This is a genomic window from Mycobacterium sp. EPa45 (genome assembly GCF_001021385.1).
GTDB lineage: Bacteria > Actinomycetota > Actinomycetes > Mycobacteriales > Mycobacteriaceae > Mycobacterium.
The window spans coordinates 5,741,587-5,759,617 of sequence record NZ_CP011773.1; the positions used below are offsets into that span (position 1 = coordinate 5,741,587).

Below are 18,031 nucleotides of genomic sequence, written 5' to 3' on the forward strand. Positions count from 1 at the left end.
ATGGGGGCGCGGGTCCGGCTGATACTCGTCGTCCTACTGCTGCTCGCGGTGACGGCCCTGGCCGTGCCGCTCGCGCTGAGCCTGGCCGACCGGCGGACCTCCGAGCTGGCGGCCGAACGCGACCGGCAACTGGCGGCGCTGGCCGACGAGGCCGCAGTCGTCGGCGCCCCGCTGCAACAGGTGGTCGAGCGTTACCACGACGTCTACCGCGAGGGCGTGCTCGTCGTCGACGCCGACCAGAAGATCCTCGCCGCCCATGGACTCACCAGTTCGGATCCGGGCGTCAGCAGCGCGTTGGACCACGCCCTGGTCGACGCTCCCACGTCGCCGTGGAGCCGGATCTGGCCGTGGGACAGGCGCGTTGTCCTGGCCACCGCGGGTGTTCGCCGCGACGGTGAATTGATCGGTGCGGTCGTCGCCGCCGTGGACACGTCCGTCGCTGCCCGGGCGATCGCCGTCGCGTGGTTGTGGGTGGTGGTCGGCGCGGTGGTCCTGCTCATGTTGGCGGTCCTGGTGGCTCGTGGCCTCACCCGCTGGGTGCTGCGGCCGGTGACCGGGCTGGAACAGGCGGTCGCGGCGATGACCGAGGGCGTCGCGGGCCCACCGGCCAACGTGGCCGGCCCTCCCGAGTTACGCCACTTCACCGCCGCCTTCAACAGGATGTCGCAGGTGGTTCGCGCCTCACTCGAGCGGCAACGCCGGCTGGTCGCCGACGCGTCCCACCAATTACGGAATCCCCTGGCTGCCGTCCGGTTACGCGCCGACACCCTCGAGGAATCGGTGACGGAATCGGGACAGTCGACGTACGACTCGATGACCGCCGAGCTGGACCGGCTGGAAAACCTGCTGCACCAACTCTTGCGGCTGGCTCGTGCCGAGGAGATCAGCGGTACCCGCAAAGCCGGCCTGTCGTCAGCGGTGACCGACTCGACCGACCTGGCCGACGTGATCGGTGAGCGCCTCACGTTCTGGCAGCCCGTCGCCGACCGCCGAAACCAGCTGTTGCACAACCTGTGTCCCCAGCCCGGGCCGGCCGTCCAGCTCGCGCGCCACGATGTGGAGCAGCTGCTCGACATCGCGATCGACAACGGCCTGCGCTACGCCGGGGAGGGTGCTGCCATCTCGGCTTCGGCAGTGCAGACCGAAGACCGGGTCGAACTCATCGTCAGCGATGACGGGGTGGGCCTGGATGAACCCGAGCGGTCGATGGCTGCCACCCGGTTCTGGCGCGGGCGCCGCGACACCGCGGGAACCGGTCTCGGACTGGCGATCGCCGCCGAGATCACCGCCGGCCACGGCGGCACAATCGGACTGGAGAAGGCACCCGAAGGCGGCCTACTGGTCCGGTTTCGGCTGCCGGCAGCGGACGAGAGCTCGTCATGAGCATCCCCACCATGAGCCGTCGCACCTTCGTCCTCGGGGCGGTGGCGCTGAGCGCCGGGTGCTTGCGGACCGAACCGAGTGGCCGGATCCGGATCGCTGCCGGCGATCCGGGTGGGCTCTATCTGGCGTTCTCCGAACTGCTCGCCACGCGAATCCACCTGCGCTATCCGGGCATTGACGTCGAGGTGGTGCCCACAGCGGGCAGCGTGGAGAATCTCAGGCTGTTGAGATCGGGTCAGGTGGACATGGGGCTTGCGTTGGCCGATGTCGCCGAACGCGATCGCGCCACCAGCCCCGCGTCGACGGCACCGTCGGCGGTTGCCCGAGTCTACGAGAACTATCTGCAGGTCATCGTGCCCGATAACGGCCCGGTGCAACATCTTTCGGATCTCAAGCGCGCGCGCATCTCGATCGGGCCCGACGGGTCCGGCGCCTCGGCTACCAGTCGAGTGCTGATCGCGGCGGCCGATCTCGAAGGCCGGGTGGAGCTGCTGGCCTTCAGGCTTCGGGATGCGCTGGCGAAGCTGGCGGAGAACAGCATCGCCGCGCTGGTGTGGTCCGGTGGTGTTCCCACCCCAGCCATCGCCGAGCTGGACGCTGTACGGCCGTTGCGCATCCTCGACATCAGCGGACAGGCATGGCGGATGAGCGACCTGTCCGGTTATCCGTATGTGCTGCGGCCGGTCCCGACGTGCGGTTACGTTCCGTCGGGGATTCGGTCGATCGGGGTGGCGAACCTGCTGCTGTGTCGCCAGGGCATACCCACCGACCTGGTCAGTGCGACGGTTCAGACGTTGGCGAACGATGCGTCGCACCTGGTGCCGCCCTACATCCGTGGGCTGCAATACCTCGACACCCCGTCGATGATCCAAACCGGTTTCATCCCTTTGCATTCCGGTGCCATCGACGCCTACCGCGAGTTACACGGTTGAACCTCACGCAGAAAGGGCCCGACCACAGCGAGGAACTGTCGCGGCTGGGAGGAGAAGGGCAAGTGTCCGGTGGCGAGCACTTCCAGACGTGACCCCGCGATCGCCCGTTGAGTGGCACGGCCGAGCCGCAGCGGGATCGCCGTGTCGTGCTTTCCCCACACGATGAGCGTCGGCGCGGTGATCTGGGCGGCACGTCCACGCAGATCGGCGTCCGCCGTGGCGAAGCTACGCCACAACGCAGCGGTCATGCCCACCCCATCGGGAGTGCGGGCGCGGGCAATGACCCGCTGCGCCACGGCCGCGTCGTTGTCGCTCTGCACCCACAGGTAGCTGCGGACGAAGCGCGGCAGCACCCGGCGCATCACCGCGGGTGTTCCCAGGAACCGGCAGTAAGCGTTCGGCAGCGGTCCGCCCAGGAAGCCTCCGGTGTCGACCAGCACGAGGCCAGCCACCCGCTCCGGTTGTGTGATGGCAAGCCGGGCCGCGGAGAACCCGCCTACCGAGCTGCCGAGGAAGATCGCAGGCGGGAGATCGAGCGCGGCCACCACATCTTCGAGAACCTCGGCGTAGAGCGCCGCACTCGGCCTCGACGACGGCGCCGGTGATTCACCGTGTCCGGGCCAGTCGACGGCGATCACTCGATAGTTTTCGACCAGAGCGGGTGTGATCGCGTCGAAGTCGTGGCGGTCGTGCAGCGCGGCGTGCAGGAGGACGAGTGCAGGTCCCGTGCCGTCATCGGAATACGCCACCGGGCCTACCCGAGTCGCAAGTGATGGCATGAATCCTCCGTTTCACTGACCGGCCGGTCGGTCAAAATGATGCCAACCTCAGACTCGTGCCACCACAACAGGCCGTCACACGCAAAGTCGCCGCGGCAGCCACCAGATCCAAGCTGATCGACTCGGGGCTGCGGCTCGCGGAGCGAACCGGGCTCACCGGCCTGAGTGTGAACCTCCTGGTCGAGGAGGCGGGTGTGTCAAAGGGCAGCTTCTTCCACCATTTCGGCGATCGGGCAAGCTATCTGTTGGCATTGCATCGCGAGTTCCACGACCGCATCGCCGAGCACATCGACCAGACGATCAACCACCGTCCACCGGGTCGGGAACGGCTTCTGGCCGGCGCCATCGCCTATCTCGATATGTGCCTGGAGCAACGCGGGATTCGCGCACTCCTACTCGAAGCGCGCGCCGAACCTGCTGTGGCGCAAGAGATCACCCGCCGCAATGCCGACTTCGCGCGTAGGTGTGAACCGGACTTCGTCGCGTTGGGGCATCGACATCCGCTGCAGAGCGCGCAGCTGGCGGTCGCCATGACCGCCGAGGCAGCGCTGATCGAGTTGGCGGACGGGTCCGCGGTGAAGTCCGTGCGTGCGGCTCTCGAGGACTTCTTTCACTGAGTTGCTTCAGGTTACGGCGCGCAACGCGGTGACCAGTGTCTCGAGGTCGTCGGCGGTCGCGTCCACGTGCGGTGAGACTCGCAACACCGGAGTCGTCAATTCCATGGGTGCCCGCTCGACCCCGGCCGCGGTCGTCACGATGCCGTACTCGTCGATCAGCCGGGCGCGCACCCGCACCGGGTCGGCACCTTCAGTGGGCTCCAGCGTGGTGATCGCGGTGGGCGCGTCGGCGGGCTCCACCACCCGCCAGCCGGGAATTTCGGAAAGTATCGTGCGCGCCTGTTGGCCGAGTGCAGTTAAGCGCTGCCGAACCTTCTCCGGCCCGGCCGCGAGATGCTGGCCCACCGCGACGGAAAATCCCACCCGCGCAGCAACATTGGCTTCGCCAAGTTCCAGGCACTGCAGCGCCGACATCGCGCCGGCCCACGGCGGGGACTGCAACAAGTCCGCCAGCGCGGGGCGCACCGCGAGCACCCCGACTCCGCGCGGCCCCGCCAGCCACTTGCGCGACGACGAGTAGACGGCGTCGGCATCGACCGCGCAGTCGACGTGGCCCAGCGCCTGGGCAGCATCGACGATCAGCGGAACACCGATCTCCCGGCACACCCGCGCAACCGCGGCGACCGGTTGCACGACACCGCGGTGGCTGGCCACCGCGGTCAGGTGGACCATCGCCGGCGGGGTCTCGACCAGCATCGTGCGGGCCGCATCCGGATCGACCCGCCCGAGGCTGTCGACCGGTAGCGCCTGCCGCGTGAAATCGCGGGCCGCGAACTCCGCGAGGTTGGGGCCGTACTCGCCGGGCAGGCACGCAACCGTGCGCTCCATCGGCCATACGCCCAGCAGCAATTGCAGCGCATTGCCCGAGCCGGTGGTGAAAATGACGTCAGCCGAGGACATTCCGGTCAACGCAGCGATACCGGCGCGTCCGGCGTCGAGCACCGGTGCCGCCGCTTCTGCGGCGATGTAACCGCCGACCTCGGACTCATGGCGGGCGTGCGCGGCTGCGGCATCGATGGCCGCCAGGCTCTGCCGCGAGCATGCTGCGCTGTCGAGATGCACGCCGGCAGCGGGCAGCCGCGCCTCGCGCCAGCTGTCGGCGAGGGCGTCGCGTGCGCTCACTTCACCGCCAGCGACAGCCCGAAGTCACCGGCCGGATCCGTCCACCACTGCGTCCGGCGCAGTCCGGCGCCGGCGAGTTCCTGGGCGACCGCCTCAGGCCGGAACTTGCACGACACCTCGGTGAGCATCTCCTCACCGGCGTCGAAGTCAACCCGCAGGCCCAGGCCTGCCGCGAACACCTGCTGCGCAGTCGTTGCGCGCAGCCACATCTCGATGCGTTCTTCTTCGGTGTTCCAGCGGGCCACGTGCTCGAAGGCGTCGACGTCGAAGTCGGCGTCCAGTTCGCGGTTGACCACGGCCAGCACATTGAGGTTGAAGCGCGCGGTCACGCCGGCGCTGTCGTCATAGGCGCGGACCAAGCGGTCGGAGTCCTTGACGAGATCGGTGCCCAGCAGCAGGCTGTCGCCCGGATCGAGGACGTCGGCAAGCGCCGCGAGGAACTTGGCGCGCGGGCCCGCCGTCAGATTGCCGATCGTGGAGCCGAGGAAGACGAACAATCGCCGGCCGCCGGTGGGGATCTTGGCCAAATGTTCCTCGAAATCGCCACACACCGCGTCGATCTCGAGGTCGGGATATTCACGACCCAACGCGGCGCCCGCCAACTCCAACACCGTCGCGTCGACGTCAAAGGGCACAAAACGCCGCAGTGATCCATGGTCGCGCATGGCGCTCAGCAGCAACCGCGTTTTCTCGGACGTTCCGCTGCCGAGTTCCACCAAGGTGTCAGCGGCGCTGGCCGCGGCGATCGCCGGCGATTGATCTCGCAGGATCTGTGCCTCGGTGCGGGTCGGGTAATACTCCGGCAGCCGGGTGATCTGGTCGAACAGGTCACTACCGACCGCATCGTAGAACCACTTGGGCGGCAATGACTTCGGTGTCTGCGTCAAGCCGTTGAGCACATCGTCGCGCAGCGCCTGGGCGGCGGCGTCAGCGGCCAGGTAGTTCGACAGCGTGAACGTCACGAAGTTCCTTTCATCGGTGTCAGCGTCACCTGTCCCCCGCTGCTCACCTCGACGAGGTGCCGGTCCGGGATGTCTTCCCAATCAGGGTGGTCGTCATAGGGTTCACTCGCCAGCACCACACCATCGTCGCGGCGCAGCACCGACAGCGTATCGCCCCACGTGGTGGCCACGAGCCGAGAGCCGTTGGCCGCCAGGATGTTCAGACGTGCTCCGGGATCCGCGGCGCCGACTTCGACGATTGTGTCGGCCAGGTTATCGAGCCCGCGGTCGAAGATCAGCGCAGCTAGCATCGCACTGTCGACGATCGATTCGGCGGCGGCACTCACCGGCAACACCCCGCGGTCCACGACTCCGTTGTGGGACAGCAGCCAGTTGCCGTCGCTGAACGGCGCTGACGCACTGGCCTCGATCGGCATACCAACCGTCGCCGAACGTACCGCGGCGACAATGCATTTGCTGTGCAAGGCGGGTGAGACCGACGTGAACGACACGTCACCCCACAGCGGGGACGCGCTGCGCCACCGGCGTACTTCGCCGGCCGGCTTGTCCCCCGAGTCGCTTCGCTCCTGCCCCCCAGGGTCGAAGAAGCCCACACCCCATCCGTCGGCGTTGATCAGCCCGTGCTTTTGCCGGCGCGGGGCGTAAGACTGCACTCGCAGTCCGCACGGCGGATCGAGGACCAGCGAGGCGATCGACACCGGTTGACCCAGCCAGCCGAGATGCCGGCACATCAGATGTCCCACGCCAGGCGCACACCGGAGAAGATCTGCCTGCGGATCGGGTGATCCCAATTGCGGAAGCTGGGCCGCAGTGTGTCGGCACCCACCGCCCACGACCCGCCGCGCAGTACTTTGTAGTCTCCGTCGAAGAATGGCTCCGAATAGCGTTGATAGATCATCGGAGTGAAGCCCGGCCACGGCCGCAACGGCGAGGTGGTCCATTCCCACACGTCGCCGAGCATCTGCTCCGCGCCGTAGGCGGATGCCCCGCCCGGGTAGGCACCGACCGGCGCGGGGCGCAGTGCGTACCCGTCCAAATTGGCCCGCTGCGGCGTTGGTGCGTCGGCTCCCCACGGGTAGCGGCGCCGTGCCCCGACCACGGGATCCCACGCGGCCGCCTTCTCCCACTCGACCTCGGTGGGCAACCGGGCACCCGCCCACGCGGCATAGGCCTCGGCTTCGAAAAAAGTCACGTGCTGCACGGGTTCGTCACCAGGAATGGCCTCCACGTGACCGAACCGGGTTCGCGAGCCGTCCGGGTTCCAGAACTGCGGCGCGCTCAGGTCGGCGTGGACCCGATGCTCCCATCCGCGCGGTGACCACCACCGCGGTTGGTTGTAGCCGCCGTCGTCGATGAACTGGCGCCACTCGGCGTTGGTCACCGGCACCCGGCCGATCCGGAACGCCGGCACGTCGACCACGTGGGCGGGACGCTCGTTGTCCAGGGACAGCGGCTCGGTCGCCGCGTCGACGCCCAGGACGAACGGACCGCCGGGCACTACCACCGAGGTGCCGGCCAGTCCGGGCCGACCCCGGGGCAGGGTTGCGTGGGGCGTCAGGATCGGTGCGCCGCTGCGCAGGTTCAGCGCCTGCAGGATCGTTTCGTCGTGCTGGTTCTCGTGGCTGATCACCAGACCGAACCGGAACGTCACCTCGGCGTCGTCGTCGCGGTGGGACACGGTGTCCAGCACGTCGAGGGCCGCGGCGCGCACGCTGTTGCAGTAGGCCCTCGACTGCGCCGGTGTCAGCAGCGGAAGGTCGACGCGGCTGGCGCGGCTGTGCACGAATGCGTCGTAGAGGCCTTCGATATTGGCCGGCAACATGCCCGGTCTGTTCGGATCGCCGTCGCGCAGCAGCCATAGCTCTTCCTGCTGGCCGATGTGGGCGAGGTCCCACACCAGCGGGCTCATCAGCGGGCTGTACTGGCGATGCAACTCGTCATCGTCGAAGTCGGTGAGGGCCAGGGTGCGCTCGCGGGCCCGGTCGAGGTCGCGCGCCAGCGTCTCGCGTGCGATCACGTCGCCTCGGCCATCTGCAACACGGCGCCCTCGATGCCCCGTTGGATCGCTTGGTCGGCGAAGTCGTCGGCTGGGCAGCGGCCTGCTTCCACGTTCTGCACCAACCGCTGCATCGACTCCGATAATTCCGCGGGTGCCCGTTCGGCCGCGAGCGCGACGCAGCGGTTGGCCGCCTCGTAGAGGCGGCCGTCTCCGAGCCCGACCCGGGCAGCCAGATCCCACGCCGTAGCAACGGGTTCGACGGCCTCGGCGGCCAGTCCGGCGACGGCCGGATCATCGAGCAGAGTGACGACCAGGAACACCACCGCCGGCAGCAGTTCGTCGGGCACGCCGTCGAGGTAGCGGATCTCCAGCCAGCGACGCGGCCGCACCGGTGGGAACAACGTGGTGAGGTGGTAGTCGAGATCCGCGGTCGTCGGCCGGCGATCGCCCAGCAGTACCAACCCGTCGGCCCAGTCGGCGAACGGCACGTGCTCGGTGATCGCCACCGGTTCAGGGTTGTGCACCAGCATCACCGGCGCCTTGAGCGCATAACGCGCCCAGTCAGTGCCAGGATCGTCACCACTGGCGCCGAGGATAGGTCCGCAGCGCGCAGAGTCCAGCTGGCTCCACACCCGCTGGCGGGCGGACACCCAACCGGTGAAGTCACCGGCGAGCAGCGGCGAGTTCGCCGCGATCGCGACCATCGTCGGGCCGAGCGCATGCGCCAGCCGCACCCGGTGGGCCCAGCCGTCCCGCGGGCCGGCGTCGAGGTTGATCTGAATCGAGGCCGTCGACGTCATCATCGCGGCGCCCGCGCTTGCGGAGTTCGAGGCGACGAAAAACTGCTCCATCGCCTGGTACCGGGCGCCCGGATTGACTCGATGCGGGCTACGCAGCGGATCGGCCCCCAGCAGGATCAGACCGAGGCCGGCGTCGGCGAACACCGAACGAAGGGCTGTTCTGTCGAGCGCCAAGGCAGCGATCGCCGGCACCGGCCCGTCGGCCGGGGGGCCGGACAGTTCCACCGCGCCACCAGGTTCCACGGTGACCGCGCTGCCGCCGGGTAGCGGCCCGACGGAGTCGATCACGTCGCTGAGCTCCGACCAACCGGGACGGCGCAGCGGATCGCGCAGGTCGAAGCAGTGCGCCTCGAGCTCCAGGCCTACCCGGCCGATCGAGCCGTCCTCCAGGGAGGCGGCGGCGATGTGCAGTGCTGCCGAGGAAGAACTGGTCAGGACGCGTTCGTCCGCACCCGACCCGCTTCGTGCCCGGCCCGGCTCGGACGTGACGACGAACGTCATGTCATCCATCTTCGGCGATGACACCGACATGTTTCTCCGATCCTGGGCTGACACGTTGATGACGTCCACCCGATCTCGCTATATACCCAGCGTGTTCTGCATGGCGCCGGCCAGCACGTTGACCGCGGGGCCGCCGTTTCCGGACTGGCAGACCTTCGCTTGGAGCAACACGTTTTCCCGCAGGCGCGTCTGGGTGAAACAACGACGATCGGTATCTGCTTCCTGCTTGACCCACACGGCGTCTGTGGGGGTGGGGGCCGCACCGCCGAACGACCACACCTGGATCGTTCCGTCGTCGAGGTGCATGGCGGCGGTCTGCCCGGCGCAACCGACGGTGCGATCGATTACGCGGTGGTACGCGCGGCCGGCGGCGTCGGCGGTGGCGAAGACGCCGACGGCTTGCTTGACGAGGTGGTTCTGGTCGGTGGCCGACGTCTGGGTCACCGCGCTGTTGAACGACGCGAGGTCGGGGTCGTAGAACACCTCCGGCAGCCCGATATCGGCCCAGTTGTTGCAGACCGGCACATCGACCCAGAAGTTCTGCTCGGGGTTGGTGCTCACCGATTCCCACGTCATCGGTGCGCCGACGATATTGCCGACCGAACCCTTGGCCAGAACGGCGTAGGACACCACGCCCGGATCCGCCGGACGGGCCTGCGCCGGACCAGCCACGACGGCGCTGGCCAGCACGGCGGCGGCCGCTGCGGCGGGACGCATCACGTCAGACCTTGGCGGTCAGCGTGACGTCGATGTTGCCCCGGGTCGCCTTGGAGTACGGGCACACCTGGTGGGCCTTGTCCATCAGCTCGTCGGCCTGCCTCTGCTCGAGCCCGGGCAGATAGCCGATGAGGTGGGCGTTGATGCCGTACCCGCCGTCGGCATCCTTGCCGAAGCCGACCCGCGCGGTGATTCCCGATGCGCCGTCGAGCGACACCTTCTCCGAACGGGCCACCAGCTGCAATGCCCCGAGGAAGCAGGCGGCATAGCCCGCCGAGAACAGCTGCTCGGGATTCGTGCCCTCGCCGCTGCCGCCCGCCTCCTTGGGCGGCCTGGTGTCCAGATCAATCCGGTTGTCCGACGACTTCACATGGCCGTCGCGGCCGCCACCGCTGGCCGTCGACTCCGCGGTGTAGATGACCTCGATACTCATGACTTCGATCATGCCAGCCGCCGCGCGCACGGCAAGCTGCCCGAACTATTCGCGCGAGATCGACATGAGGGTCGTGAAAATTCAGCAATCGCAACCCTCATGTCGATCTCGGTTTCACTGGCCGCTGCGCACACCTTCTTCGATCTTCTTCCCGAGGTCGGGGTCGATATTGCGCCAGTACTCGAACACCCGGGACAGCACCGGCTCCTTGACACCCTTGGACACGTGGCCGATGACGTTGTGCGCCAATCGTTCTCGGGCGTCGTCGTCGAGTACTTCGCGGACCATCGTGCCGGCCTGTCCCCAGTCGTCGTCATCGGGTCGAAGCGTGTAGGCCGTACGGACCATGTCACCGTCCGACGCCCAGTGCACCTCAGCCGCACGTGCGGGATCGGCTTGCGGACCGCCCATCGAGTTGGGTGCATAAACCGGGTCGGTGACGTTGTGGATCCGCATCGCACCGTCTTTGGAGTAGCTGCGCACGTCAACCTTCGGTGTATTGACCGGGATCTGCTTGTAGTTCACGCCGAGCCGGTGCCGGTGGGCGTCGCTATACGAGAAGCCACGGGCCAACAGCATTTTGTCCGGGCTCAGCCCGGTGCCGGGAACGATGTTGTTCGGCTCGAAGGCAGCCTGTTCCATTTGGGCGTGATAATCGATGACGTTGCGGTTCAACGTCATTCGGCCGACCTCGTGCAGGGGGTAGTCGCCGTGCGGCCACACCTTGGTGAGGTCGAACGGATTGAATCGGTAGGTCTTGGCCTCCTCGAACGGCATGATCTGCACGTGCAGCGTCCAGCTCGGGAAGTTGCCGGCCTCAATGGAATCGAAGAGATCGCGCTGGTGGTAGTCACCGTCGGTGCCGGCCAGCTCGTCGCCTTCCTCCTGGGTGAGGAACTCGACGCCCTGATCGGTCTTGAAGTGGTACTTCACCCAGAACAATTCGCCGCCGGCGTTGATCCAGCTGTACGTGTGGCTGGAGTAGCCGTTCATGTTGCGCCAGGTCTTCGGGATGCCGCGATCGCCCATCAGCCAGGTGACCTGGTGGGCGGATTCCGGTGACAGCGTCCAGAAGTCCCACTGCATGTGGTGGTCGCGCAGGTTGGACGACTGGAGGCGCTTCTGCGACCGGATGAAGTTCTGGAACTTCATCGGGTCGCGCATGAAGAACACTGGGGTGTTATTGCCGACGAGGTCGAAGTTGCCCTCAGAGGTGTAGAACTTCAACGCGAACCCACGGGGGTCACGCCAGGTGTCTGGGCTGCCGCGCTCGCCGGCGACGGTAGAGAACCGCGCGACCATCTCGGTGTTGGCGCCGGGCTGGAGAAACGCCGCCCGGGTGAACTGGCTGACGTCCTGTGTCACCTCGAAGGTCCCGAAGGCACCGCCGCCTTTGGCGTGAGGCTGGCGTTCCGGTATGCGCTCGCGGTTGAACGTCGCCATCTGCTCGATCAGATAGTGGTCCTGCAGGAGAATCGGACCGTCCGGGCCCACGGTCAGCGAATGTTCGAGGCTCGGGGCCGGGGCACCGGCGTCAGTCGTGGCGAATTTTTCGGTCATCGTCTCCCCTATCTACTGTCAGCGGTTTTCGGGAAGCGGATACCCACGACGGAGGGTTCTGTCCCAGACGGGTTCGGATCCCGGACGGCAGGGTGCCCAGCGTCCCTTGGGGGGTAGGGACGCTGGGCACGTCTGCGGGACGGTCAGGGACGAGGGGTCGGGGAGGCGGTGCCACCCGGTCCCGTGCCGCCGGGTCCGCCGGGCCCGGCTCCCGGACCCTGGTTCTGTCCGCCCGAACCACCGGGTGCGCCGGGGCCCATCATCGGACCCATCGGGCCCCACGGCCCGCCGCCGGGTCCGCCTCGGTGATGGAACTGCTGCGAGTCACCATCACCGCCGTGGTGACGCCAGCCGCCGTCGCCGCTGTGGCGTCCGAGGGCGAATCCCGTGAAGAAGACCGCGCCGACGATGAAAACGATGCCCGCCACGATGGCAACCCACGCAGCGGCTTGGTAGAGCCTGTTGGGGCGCTCGGCAACCGGTGCCGGGCCGTAGTAGGGCGGGGGCGGATCGACGGTGGCAACAGGGCTGGTCGCGGGCTCGTCGGCCCGCTCGGGTGTTTCGGTCATGCATCGATCATGCGAGTCCGCTACCCAGTGCGGGTTAGGTAGCACCTTTGAGTTGGCTATGAATGGGGCGGTTGCCGCCGCCGGTGACCGCACTGGACAGCAACAGCGAACTTTGCGACCATGTTGCACAGGTTGCCGTGAAGGAGTGTTCGCCGTGTTGCTGTACCTCTATCTCGCTGGCATGCCGCTATTCGTCTTTCTTGCAGGGGTCTTCTCCGACGCATTTCACGCTGGTGAGGCTGTGCGCAACCGGGTACGCGTGCCACTGATCATCACGGCGGGCATCCTGTGGCCGGTGTTACTGGTGGGAGTTGCTCAAATCCACGTTGTGTGTGTCCGAGCGAAGCTCGTTTACTCGCCTACTGCGGCGGCTTGATCGCAAGCTCAACCCCAACGAATCCCTCAAGACCCCGCTCGAACCTTTCGTGTTCGGGCCGGTGTGCGGGCGCCGCGGCGGCGATCTTCCCGACGCTCCCATAGTTTCGTTCTGCGGCAATGCAGTAGCCCGCTACTTAACGGTCCCGTGTTGGCCTCCGATAATTTTCGGTTCGTCGGTACGCGAAATACAACGTTTGGGGGAACGATCATGGGCCGTCAGATCGCGAGCATCAGCGGGCTCCGCAGCGGCATCGCAGCGGCCACATTGACCGCCGGTGCGCTGGCCTCGGCGGGGCTGGGATCGGCTCCCGCCGCCAACGCCACGTGCGCTTCGTTCTTCGGGGTCGGCAACACCGCCCAGTGCACGAGCAATCCGACCAGTATCGCGATCGCGATCGGCACCAACGCTGAGGCTCACGCCGAAGGGTTCTTCGGAACGGCCTTCGCGGCGGGCAACGCCGCCTTCGCAAGCACCACGGCGGCCTTGACCTTCGCGACGGCGATGGGCGACCAAGCAGGCGCCTTTGCTTATGGGTTGTTTGGAATCGCCACCGCGCTCGGTCCGAATGCGAGCGCCGAAACGAGCGGGTCGGCTTCGGCCAACGATCTCGGCTTCAATATCGCCATCAATCTCTCGCCCGGAACCGCCCCAGTTGGAACCAGTACGGCTTTCGCCATCGGCGTAGGCAACGTCGCCATAAACCTATTCGGTAGCGCGACTGCGCCATCTGGTCACCAAGTCAATGCGGTGGGCATCCTGAACGGCGCTGTGACTATCGGAGGTACCAACAACAGGATTTATTCGGGGACGGGGCCGGGTAGCGCCTTGAACTACGGATTCAGCGGCTTTGGTAGTGGAAACGCCGTCCACGCGGGTCCCGGTCCAGCGGCGATCGCCGGATCGATTCTGCAGACGGGTGCGGTCATCACCAAAGTTGGGCCCGGCGTCAACATCAACGGGGTCAGCGTTGGCGGTGCCGCCGCGACGGGACAATCAGAAACCGCAGAGTCGACAGGTGCGGCTAGATCTCCACGGCCAACTGCGACAGGCCATCGCAAGCCGCACACTGCGACCCAACGCCGAGCGAATCACTAACCAAGGCGTCCGCCGCCGGTCTCGTGCCGCGTGGGGTGAATTGCCAGCCCTAGACCCCGTCGGCACCGAAGTCGGCCCGCCCCCAGATTGTCTTGGAGGCGGGCCGAACAACGTTTCTGTTAGCTAGTCATTCCCGAGGGTCACTCGTCGATGATCTCGAAGCAGCCGAGGCCGCACCGGCGCATCTCGTCTTCGTAGGCCTTCACCTCGTCGGATGCATCGCCCAACCGCTGAGCGCTGGTGGGGACCGGCTGGGGCGTGGCGCCGGGGACCGGCTTCGGCGTGAATCCGGGAATGAGGTGCGCGGGAATGGCCGGATCCTCGGTGCCGGTCACCGGCTTCGGGGTGAATCCCGGAATCAGATGAGCGGGGATTGCCGGATCCTCAGTGCCGGTCACCGGCTTCGGCGTGAATCCGGGGATGAGGTGGGCGTGGATCTCGGCGTCGTCGCCACCGTTGGCCGGCTTCGGAGCCGGGTGAGCCTCGTGCTTGGACGTCGTTGTGGCACCCGGGCCTGAACCCGCGTGGTCTGCCGGTGCCGCCGCTGCGATGCCGGTGGCCAGTGCGAGGCCGCCTAAGCCGAGCGACCCGGCGATGACGGTCGAGGCGGCGATTTTCTTGATGGTGCCAATGGTGCTCACGTGCTATTTCTCCTTTTCCCTCGAGCCCTTGTTGGCTCGTTGGGAAAAGGATCGATCGCGGACCTCAATGGATTCTCAAGACCAGGGCTTGACCGGGTTCACCGCGAACTGCAGTACGCGATAGGGCGCGCGGTCGCGCGGCGCGGTGTTCCACTGGCTGATGAACACCCGAACTTCGTCGAGCGTCGAGCCCGGCGAGATGTAGCCGCCGTAGGGCTGTGCGAGCCGATTGTCGTCGGGCGGCGGCAGGCTCTGAGGAGGGTCGGGCCAGTCGCCGGCCTGCACCACCGTCGTCACCGGCGCGGCGCCCAGGCCGGTCGGGACGTAGGCGACCCGCATCTCCATGTTCCCGGTGCTGGCATTGAAATACGACAGCACTGGCTTGCCGTCGACTTCCCGCATGCTCATTTCCCCGACCTTGTCCGGCCACAGCGGTGTCGGCGTCTTGTTCCACCCGCCACCGGGACCGGCCGCCCAACCCTGCCAACGTGAGCGGTCGGTGAAGGTCTGCGGGGCGGTCCGGTAGAGCACCACCGGACCCGACCGGTCGAAATTGTTGGCCACGATGTACACCCAGCCGTTTTGTGAATCCGGGGTCGGGATCGGGTCGTAGTAGCCGCTGATCTGGGTCTGGCGTCCACCGGCATAGGCGGCGGGTCGCTGCGATCCGGCAACGGTTTGCCAACTGCCCTGTCCGGCAACTGCTTTCACCAGCCGCGAGCTCTGCGGCACCAAATCCTTGGTGGTGGTCACCAGCAGATAGTTCTGCCGGTTGATCTGCACTATCCCGGCCGGCAGCTGCGACGAGCCCGCCGGCGTGGAATCGGCGAGCAGCGGCTTGTCCATACCGACGACCCCGGTGTACCGAATCCCCTCGGGATCGTCGACCGAGTCACCGGCGACGCGCAGTGCGATCGGCGAGAACCACCCGCCGAAGCCGACGCCCTGCCCGGCAAAGCTGTCACCACAGATCTGCAGCAGTTCGGTTGGGAATTCCATGAACTCGCATAGATCGGTCGCCCCGATACCGTAATCGCGAGTCGGTGTCCCGGTACCCGCGATCGGCCCGATCCGCACCACCTGACCCGGTGCCAGTGGCGCCAGGATCGGATCGGGTGCCGGACTTGGCGGGTCGGCGCCTGCGTTCGAGGCGAACATCAACGCCGAGATCGACGAAATGGCGCAAACCACTCGCAGTTTCACGCCCAAACTCACGTTTCGGCGCAAGGGAATCAGCCTCAGAGCTCGGCGGCCAGCAGCTCGGCGATCTGAATGGTGTTGAGGGCAGCACCTTTTCGCAGGTTGTCGCCCGAGAGAAACAGTGCCAGCCCGCGGCCGTCCGGCACGCCGGGATCGCGGCGGATCCGGCCGACCAGCGTCTCGTCCACCCCGGCGGCAGCCAGCGGCGTGGGCACGTCGACGAGCTTCACACCGGGCGCACCGGCAAGCAGTTCGGTGGCCCGCTCGGGCGAAATGGGCTGTGCGAATTCGGCGTTGATCGACAGTGAGTGCCCGGTGAACACCGGCACCCGCACACACGTTCCCGATACGGCCAGTTCGGGGATACCGAGGATCTTGCGGCTCTCATTGCGAAGCTTCTGATCTTCGTCGGTCTCACCGGAGCCGTCGTCGACCAGCGAGCCGGCCAGCGGCACCACGTTGAACGCAATCGGCGCAACGTATTTCACGGGAGCGGGGTAGTCCAGCGCCGACCCGTCGTGCACCAGCTCCTCGACGTCGTCGATCACCGCGCGTGCCTGGGTGGCCAGCTCGTCCACACCGGCCAGACCGCTGCCGGAAACCGCCTGATAGGTCGAGGCGATCATTCGCACCAGCTGCGCTTCTTCGTGCAGCACCTTGAGCACCGGCATCGCAGCCATGGTGGTGCAATTCGGGTTGGCGATAATGCCTTTGGGCCTGTTGCCGGCGTCGCGGGCGAAGTTCACCTCGGACACCACCAAGGGCACTTGCGGGTCTTTGCGCCACGCGGAGGAGTTGTCGATCACGACCACACCGGCGGCGGCGAACCGCGGCGCCTGCACTCGCGACATCGTCGCGCCTGCGGAGAACAACGCAATGTCCAGGCCCGAGGGATCAGCGGTCTCCGCGTCCTCGACCTCGATCTCCTGACCTCGGAACGGCAACTTCTTGCCCGCCGAACGGGACGAGGCGAAGAACCGCACACTGGTAACCGGGAAGTCCCGCTCCTCCAGCAGCGTCCGCATCACCTGACCGACCTGGCCGGTCGCTCCTACTACGCCGATCGCAACCACGACTACCGCCCCGTTCCCGCGTACACGACGGCCTCTTCGTCGCCGCCGAGGCCGAACGCCTCGTGCAGGGTGGCCACCGCCTTGTCCAGCTCAGTGTCCTTGACCAGCACCGAGATTCGGATCTCGGAGGTCGAGATCAGCTCGATGTTCACCCCGACGCGGGCCAGCGCCTCACAGAACGTGGCGGTCACGCCGGGATGGCTGCGCATGCCTGCGCCCACCAGCGAAACCTTCCCGATGTGGTCGTCGTAGAGCACCTTGGTGAAGCCGATCTCGCCCTGCAGGGCAGTCAGCTTCTCGACCGCGGTCGGGCCGATGTCGCGCGGGCAGGTGAACGTGATGTCGGTCTTGCCGTCCTCGACCTTGGAGATGTTCTGCAGCACCATGTCGATGTTGATGTCGTTGTCGGCGACCGCACGGAACACCTTGGCGGCGTAACCGGGTACGTCGGGCAATCCGACAACGGTGACCTTGGCCTCGCTGCGGTCGTGGGCAACTCCGGTCAGGATGGCGTCTTCCATAGGGATGTCCTCGATAGATCCTGTGACGATCGTGCCGGGCTTGTCGGTGTACGAAGACCGGACGTGAATCGGAACGTTGTAGCGGCGCGCGTATTCCACGCAGCGCAGCATGAGCACCTTGGCGCCGCAAGCCGCCATCTCGAGCATCTCCTCGAAGCTGACGGTGTCCAGGCGGCGCGCGTTGGACACGATGCGCGGGTCCGCGGTGAAGATGCCGTCGACGTCGGTGTAGATCTCACAGACGTCGGCGTTCAGGGCGGCGGCCAGTGCGACGGCGGTGGTATCCGAGCCGCCGCGCCCCAGGGTGGTGACGTCCTTGGTGTCCTGGCTGACACCCTGGAATCCCGCCACCAGCACAATCTGGCCTTCGTCGAGCGCGGAGCGCAGCCGGGTGGGGGTGACGTCGATGATCTTGGCGTTGCCGTGGGCGCCGGTGGTGACGACGCCGGCCTGCGAGCCGGTGAACGACCGGGCCTGGGCGCCCAGCGACTCGATGGCCATCGCGACCAGCGCATTGGAGATGCGCTCACCGGCGGTCAGCAGCATGTCCAGCTCGCGCGCGGGCGGTGCCGGGCAGACCTGCTTGGCCAGGTCCAACAGTTCGTCGGTGGTGTCACCCATCGCCGAGACAACCACGACGACGTCGTTGCCGGCCTTCTTGGTTTCGACGATGCGCTCGGCGACGCGCCGGATCCGGTCGGCGTCGGCCACCGAGGATCCGCCGTACTTCTGCACGACGAGCGCCACT

20 protein-coding genes are annotated in these 18,031 nt (G+C 67.0%); 5 read left to right on the forward strand and 15 right to left on the reverse strand.

What is annotated here, in order from left to right:
* Positions 1–1,383: an ATP-binding protein gene (locus AB431_RS27295; RefSeq protein WP_047332584.1), complete on the forward strand. Its 1,383-nt coding sequence runs from the start codon at positions 1–3 to the stop codon at positions 1,381–1,383.
* Entirely contained in the window at positions 1,380–2,315 is a 936-nt protein-coding gene (locus AB431_RS27300; protein ID WP_052960411.1) for a TAXI family TRAP transporter solute-binding subunit, read from the forward strand. Before AB431_RS27295 ends, AB431_RS27300 begins: the two co-directional genes overlap by 4 nt.
* Here the strand turns inward: AB431_RS27300 and AB431_RS27305 are convergent.
* On the reverse strand, positions 2,294–3,094 hold the full coding sequence (locus AB431_RS27305) for an alpha/beta fold hydrolase (protein WP_047332585.1): 801 nt from the start codon (positions 3,092–3,094) through the stop codon (positions 2,294–2,296). The genes AB431_RS27300 and AB431_RS27305 overlap by 22 nt on opposite strands.
* A 56-nt stretch (positions 3,095–3,150) precedes the next feature.
* On the opposite strand from AB431_RS27305, the gene AB431_RS27310 reads away from it, so the two are divergent.
* Positions 3,151–3,711 carry a TetR/AcrR family transcriptional regulator gene (locus AB431_RS27310; protein WP_047332586.1) on the forward strand — a complete coding sequence of 187 codons (561 nt, stop codon included), beginning with the start codon at positions 3,151–3,153 and terminating at the stop codon, positions 3,709–3,711.
* Between the two features lie 6 nt (positions 3,712–3,717).
* Here AB431_RS27310 and egtE read toward each other — a convergent pair whose 3' ends face one another.
* From egtE to AB431_RS27355, 9 genes are all read right to left on the reverse strand, one after another.
* Positions 3,718–4,833: an ergothioneine biosynthesis PLP-dependent enzyme EgtE gene (gene egtE, locus AB431_RS27315; RefSeq protein ID WP_047332587.1), complete on the reverse strand. Its 1,116-nt coding sequence runs from the start codon at positions 4,831–4,833 to the stop codon at positions 3,718–3,720.
* Positions 4,830–5,795, reverse strand: a complete 966-nt coding sequence (egtD, locus tag AB431_RS27320; RefSeq protein ID WP_047332588.1) for an L-histidine N(alpha)-methyltransferase — start codon at positions 5,793–5,795, stop codon at positions 4,830–4,832. Before egtD ends, egtE begins: the two co-directional genes overlap by 4 nt.
* Complete coding sequence (gene egtC / locus AB431_RS27325) at positions 5,792–6,526, reverse strand: ergothioneine biosynthesis protein EgtC (protein WP_047332589.1); 735 nt, start codon at positions 6,524–6,526, stop codon at positions 5,792–5,794. The genes egtD and egtC overlap by 4 nt, the downstream gene beginning before the upstream one ends.
* Positions 6,526–7,812 carry an ergothioneine biosynthesis protein EgtB gene (egtB, locus tag AB431_RS27330; RefSeq protein WP_047332590.1) on the reverse strand — a complete coding sequence of 429 codons (1,287 nt, stop codon included), beginning with the start codon at positions 7,810–7,812 and terminating at the stop codon, positions 6,526–6,528. Before egtB ends, egtC begins: the two co-directional genes overlap by 1 nt.
* Positions 7,809–9,095, reverse strand: a complete 1,287-nt coding sequence (egtA, locus tag AB431_RS27335) for an ergothioneine biosynthesis glutamate--cysteine ligase EgtA (RefSeq protein ID WP_047333850.1) — start codon at positions 9,093–9,095, stop codon at positions 7,809–7,811. The genes egtB and egtA overlap by 4 nt, the downstream gene beginning before the upstream one ends.
* 78 nt (positions 9,096–9,173) lie before the next feature.
* Complete coding sequence (locus AB431_RS27340) at positions 9,174–9,812, reverse strand: sensor domain-containing protein (protein ID WP_047333851.1); 639 nt, start codon at positions 9,810–9,812, stop codon at positions 9,174–9,176.
* Between the two features lie 4 nt (positions 9,813–9,816).
* Positions 9,817–10,245 (reverse strand): organic hydroperoxide resistance protein, encoded by a 429-nt coding sequence (locus tag AB431_RS27345; protein WP_200902674.1) that lies wholly within the window; start codon positions 10,243–10,245, stop codon positions 9,817–9,819.
* 114 nt (positions 10,246–10,359) lie between these two features.
* Positions 10,360–11,805 carry a catalase gene (locus tag AB431_RS27350; RefSeq protein WP_047332591.1) on the reverse strand — a complete coding sequence of 482 codons (1,446 nt, stop codon included), beginning with the start codon at positions 11,803–11,805 and terminating at the stop codon, positions 10,360–10,362.
* A 143-nt stretch (positions 11,806–11,948) separates the two neighbouring features.
* Positions 11,949–12,374 carry a DUF308 domain-containing protein gene (locus AB431_RS27355; protein ID WP_047332592.1) on the reverse strand — a complete coding sequence of 142 codons (426 nt, stop codon included), beginning with the start codon at positions 12,372–12,374 and terminating at the stop codon, positions 11,949–11,951.
* Positions 12,375–12,528: 154 nt separating this feature from the next.
* Here AB431_RS27355 and AB431_RS30890 point away from each other — a divergent pair, with 154 nt between their 5' ends.
* Positions 12,529–12,750, forward strand: a complete 222-nt coding sequence (locus tag AB431_RS30890) for a hypothetical protein (protein ID WP_158423564.1) — start codon at positions 12,529–12,531, stop codon at positions 12,748–12,750.
* Between the two features lie 218 nt (positions 12,751–12,968).
* Here the strand turns inward: AB431_RS30890 and AB431_RS30895 are convergent, their stop codons facing one another.
* Positions 12,969–13,154, reverse strand: a complete 186-nt coding sequence (locus AB431_RS30895; protein ID WP_158423565.1) for a hypothetical protein — start codon at positions 13,152–13,154, stop codon at positions 12,969–12,971.
* An 82-nt stretch (positions 13,155–13,236) separates the two neighbouring features.
* On the opposite strand from AB431_RS30895, the gene AB431_RS27365 reads away from it, so the two are divergent.
* Positions 13,237–13,848, forward strand: coding sequence for a hypothetical protein (locus AB431_RS27365; protein WP_158423566.1), 612 nt, complete (start codon positions 13,237–13,239; stop codon positions 13,846–13,848).
* Positions 13,849–13,988: 140 nt separating this feature from the next.
* Here the strand turns inward: AB431_RS27365 and AB431_RS27370 are convergent, their stop codons facing one another.
* From AB431_RS27370 to AB431_RS27385, 4 genes are all read right to left on the reverse strand, one after another.
* Positions 13,989–14,489, reverse strand: a complete 501-nt coding sequence (locus AB431_RS27370; RefSeq protein ID WP_047332595.1) for a hypothetical protein — start codon at positions 14,487–14,489, stop codon at positions 13,989–13,991.
* Positions 14,490–14,564: 75 nt separating this feature from the next.
* On the reverse strand, positions 14,565–15,647 hold the full coding sequence (locus AB431_RS27375) for a DUF4185 domain-containing protein (RefSeq protein ID WP_047333853.1): 1,083 nt from the start codon (positions 15,645–15,647) through the stop codon (positions 14,565–14,567).
* An 80-nt stretch (positions 15,648–15,727) separates the two neighbouring features.
* On the reverse strand, positions 15,728–16,762 hold the full coding sequence (locus tag AB431_RS27380) for an aspartate-semialdehyde dehydrogenase (RefSeq protein WP_047332596.1): 1,035 nt from the start codon (positions 16,760–16,762) through the stop codon (positions 15,728–15,730).
* A 2-nt stretch (positions 16,763–16,764) separates the two neighbouring features.
* Entirely contained in the window at positions 16,765–18,030 is a 1,266-nt protein-coding gene (locus AB431_RS27385) for an aspartate kinase (RefSeq protein ID WP_047332597.1), read from the reverse strand.
* Position 18,031 lies beyond the last annotated feature (1 nt).

Excerpts from the sequence above, each read along its gene's own strand:
- AB431_RS27295 (WP_047332584.1), top strand. The coding sequence starts at position 1 with ATGGGGGCGCGGGTCCGGCTGATACTCGTCGTCCTACTGCTGCTCGCG.
- AB431_RS27300 (WP_052960411.1), top strand. The coding sequence starts at position 1,380 with ATGAGCATCCCCACCATGAGCCGTCGCACCTTCGTCCTCGGGGCGGTG.
- AB431_RS27305 (WP_047332585.1), bottom strand. The coding sequence starts at position 3,094 with ATGCCATCACTTGCGACTCGGGTAGGCCCGGTGGCGTATTCCGATGAC.
- egtC (WP_047332589.1), bottom strand. The coding sequence starts at position 6,526 with ATGTGCCGGCATCTCGGCTGGCTGGGTCAACCGGTGTCGATCGCCTCG.
- egtA (WP_047333850.1), bottom strand. The coding sequence starts at position 9,095 with ATGACGTTCGTCGTCACGTCCGAGCCGGGCCGGGCACGAAGCGGGTCG.
- AB431_RS27340 (WP_047333851.1), bottom strand. The coding sequence starts at position 9,812 with ATGCGTCCCGCCGCAGCGGCCGCCGCCGTGCTGGCCAGCGCCGTCGTG.
- AB431_RS27345 (WP_200902674.1), bottom strand. The coding sequence starts at position 10,245 with ATGAGTATCGAGGTCATCTACACCGCGGAGTCGACGGCCAGCGGTGGC.
- AB431_RS27350 (WP_047332591.1), bottom strand. The coding sequence starts at position 11,805 with ATGACCGAAAAATTCGCCACGACTGACGCCGGTGCCCCGGCCCCGAGC.
- AB431_RS27355 (WP_047332592.1), bottom strand. The coding sequence starts at position 12,374 with ATGACCGAAACACCCGAGCGGGCCGACGAGCCCGCGACCAGCCCTGTT.
- AB431_RS27375 (WP_047333853.1), bottom strand. The coding sequence starts at position 15,647 with ATGTTCGCCTCGAACGCAGGCGCCGACCCGCCAAGTCCGGCACCCGAT.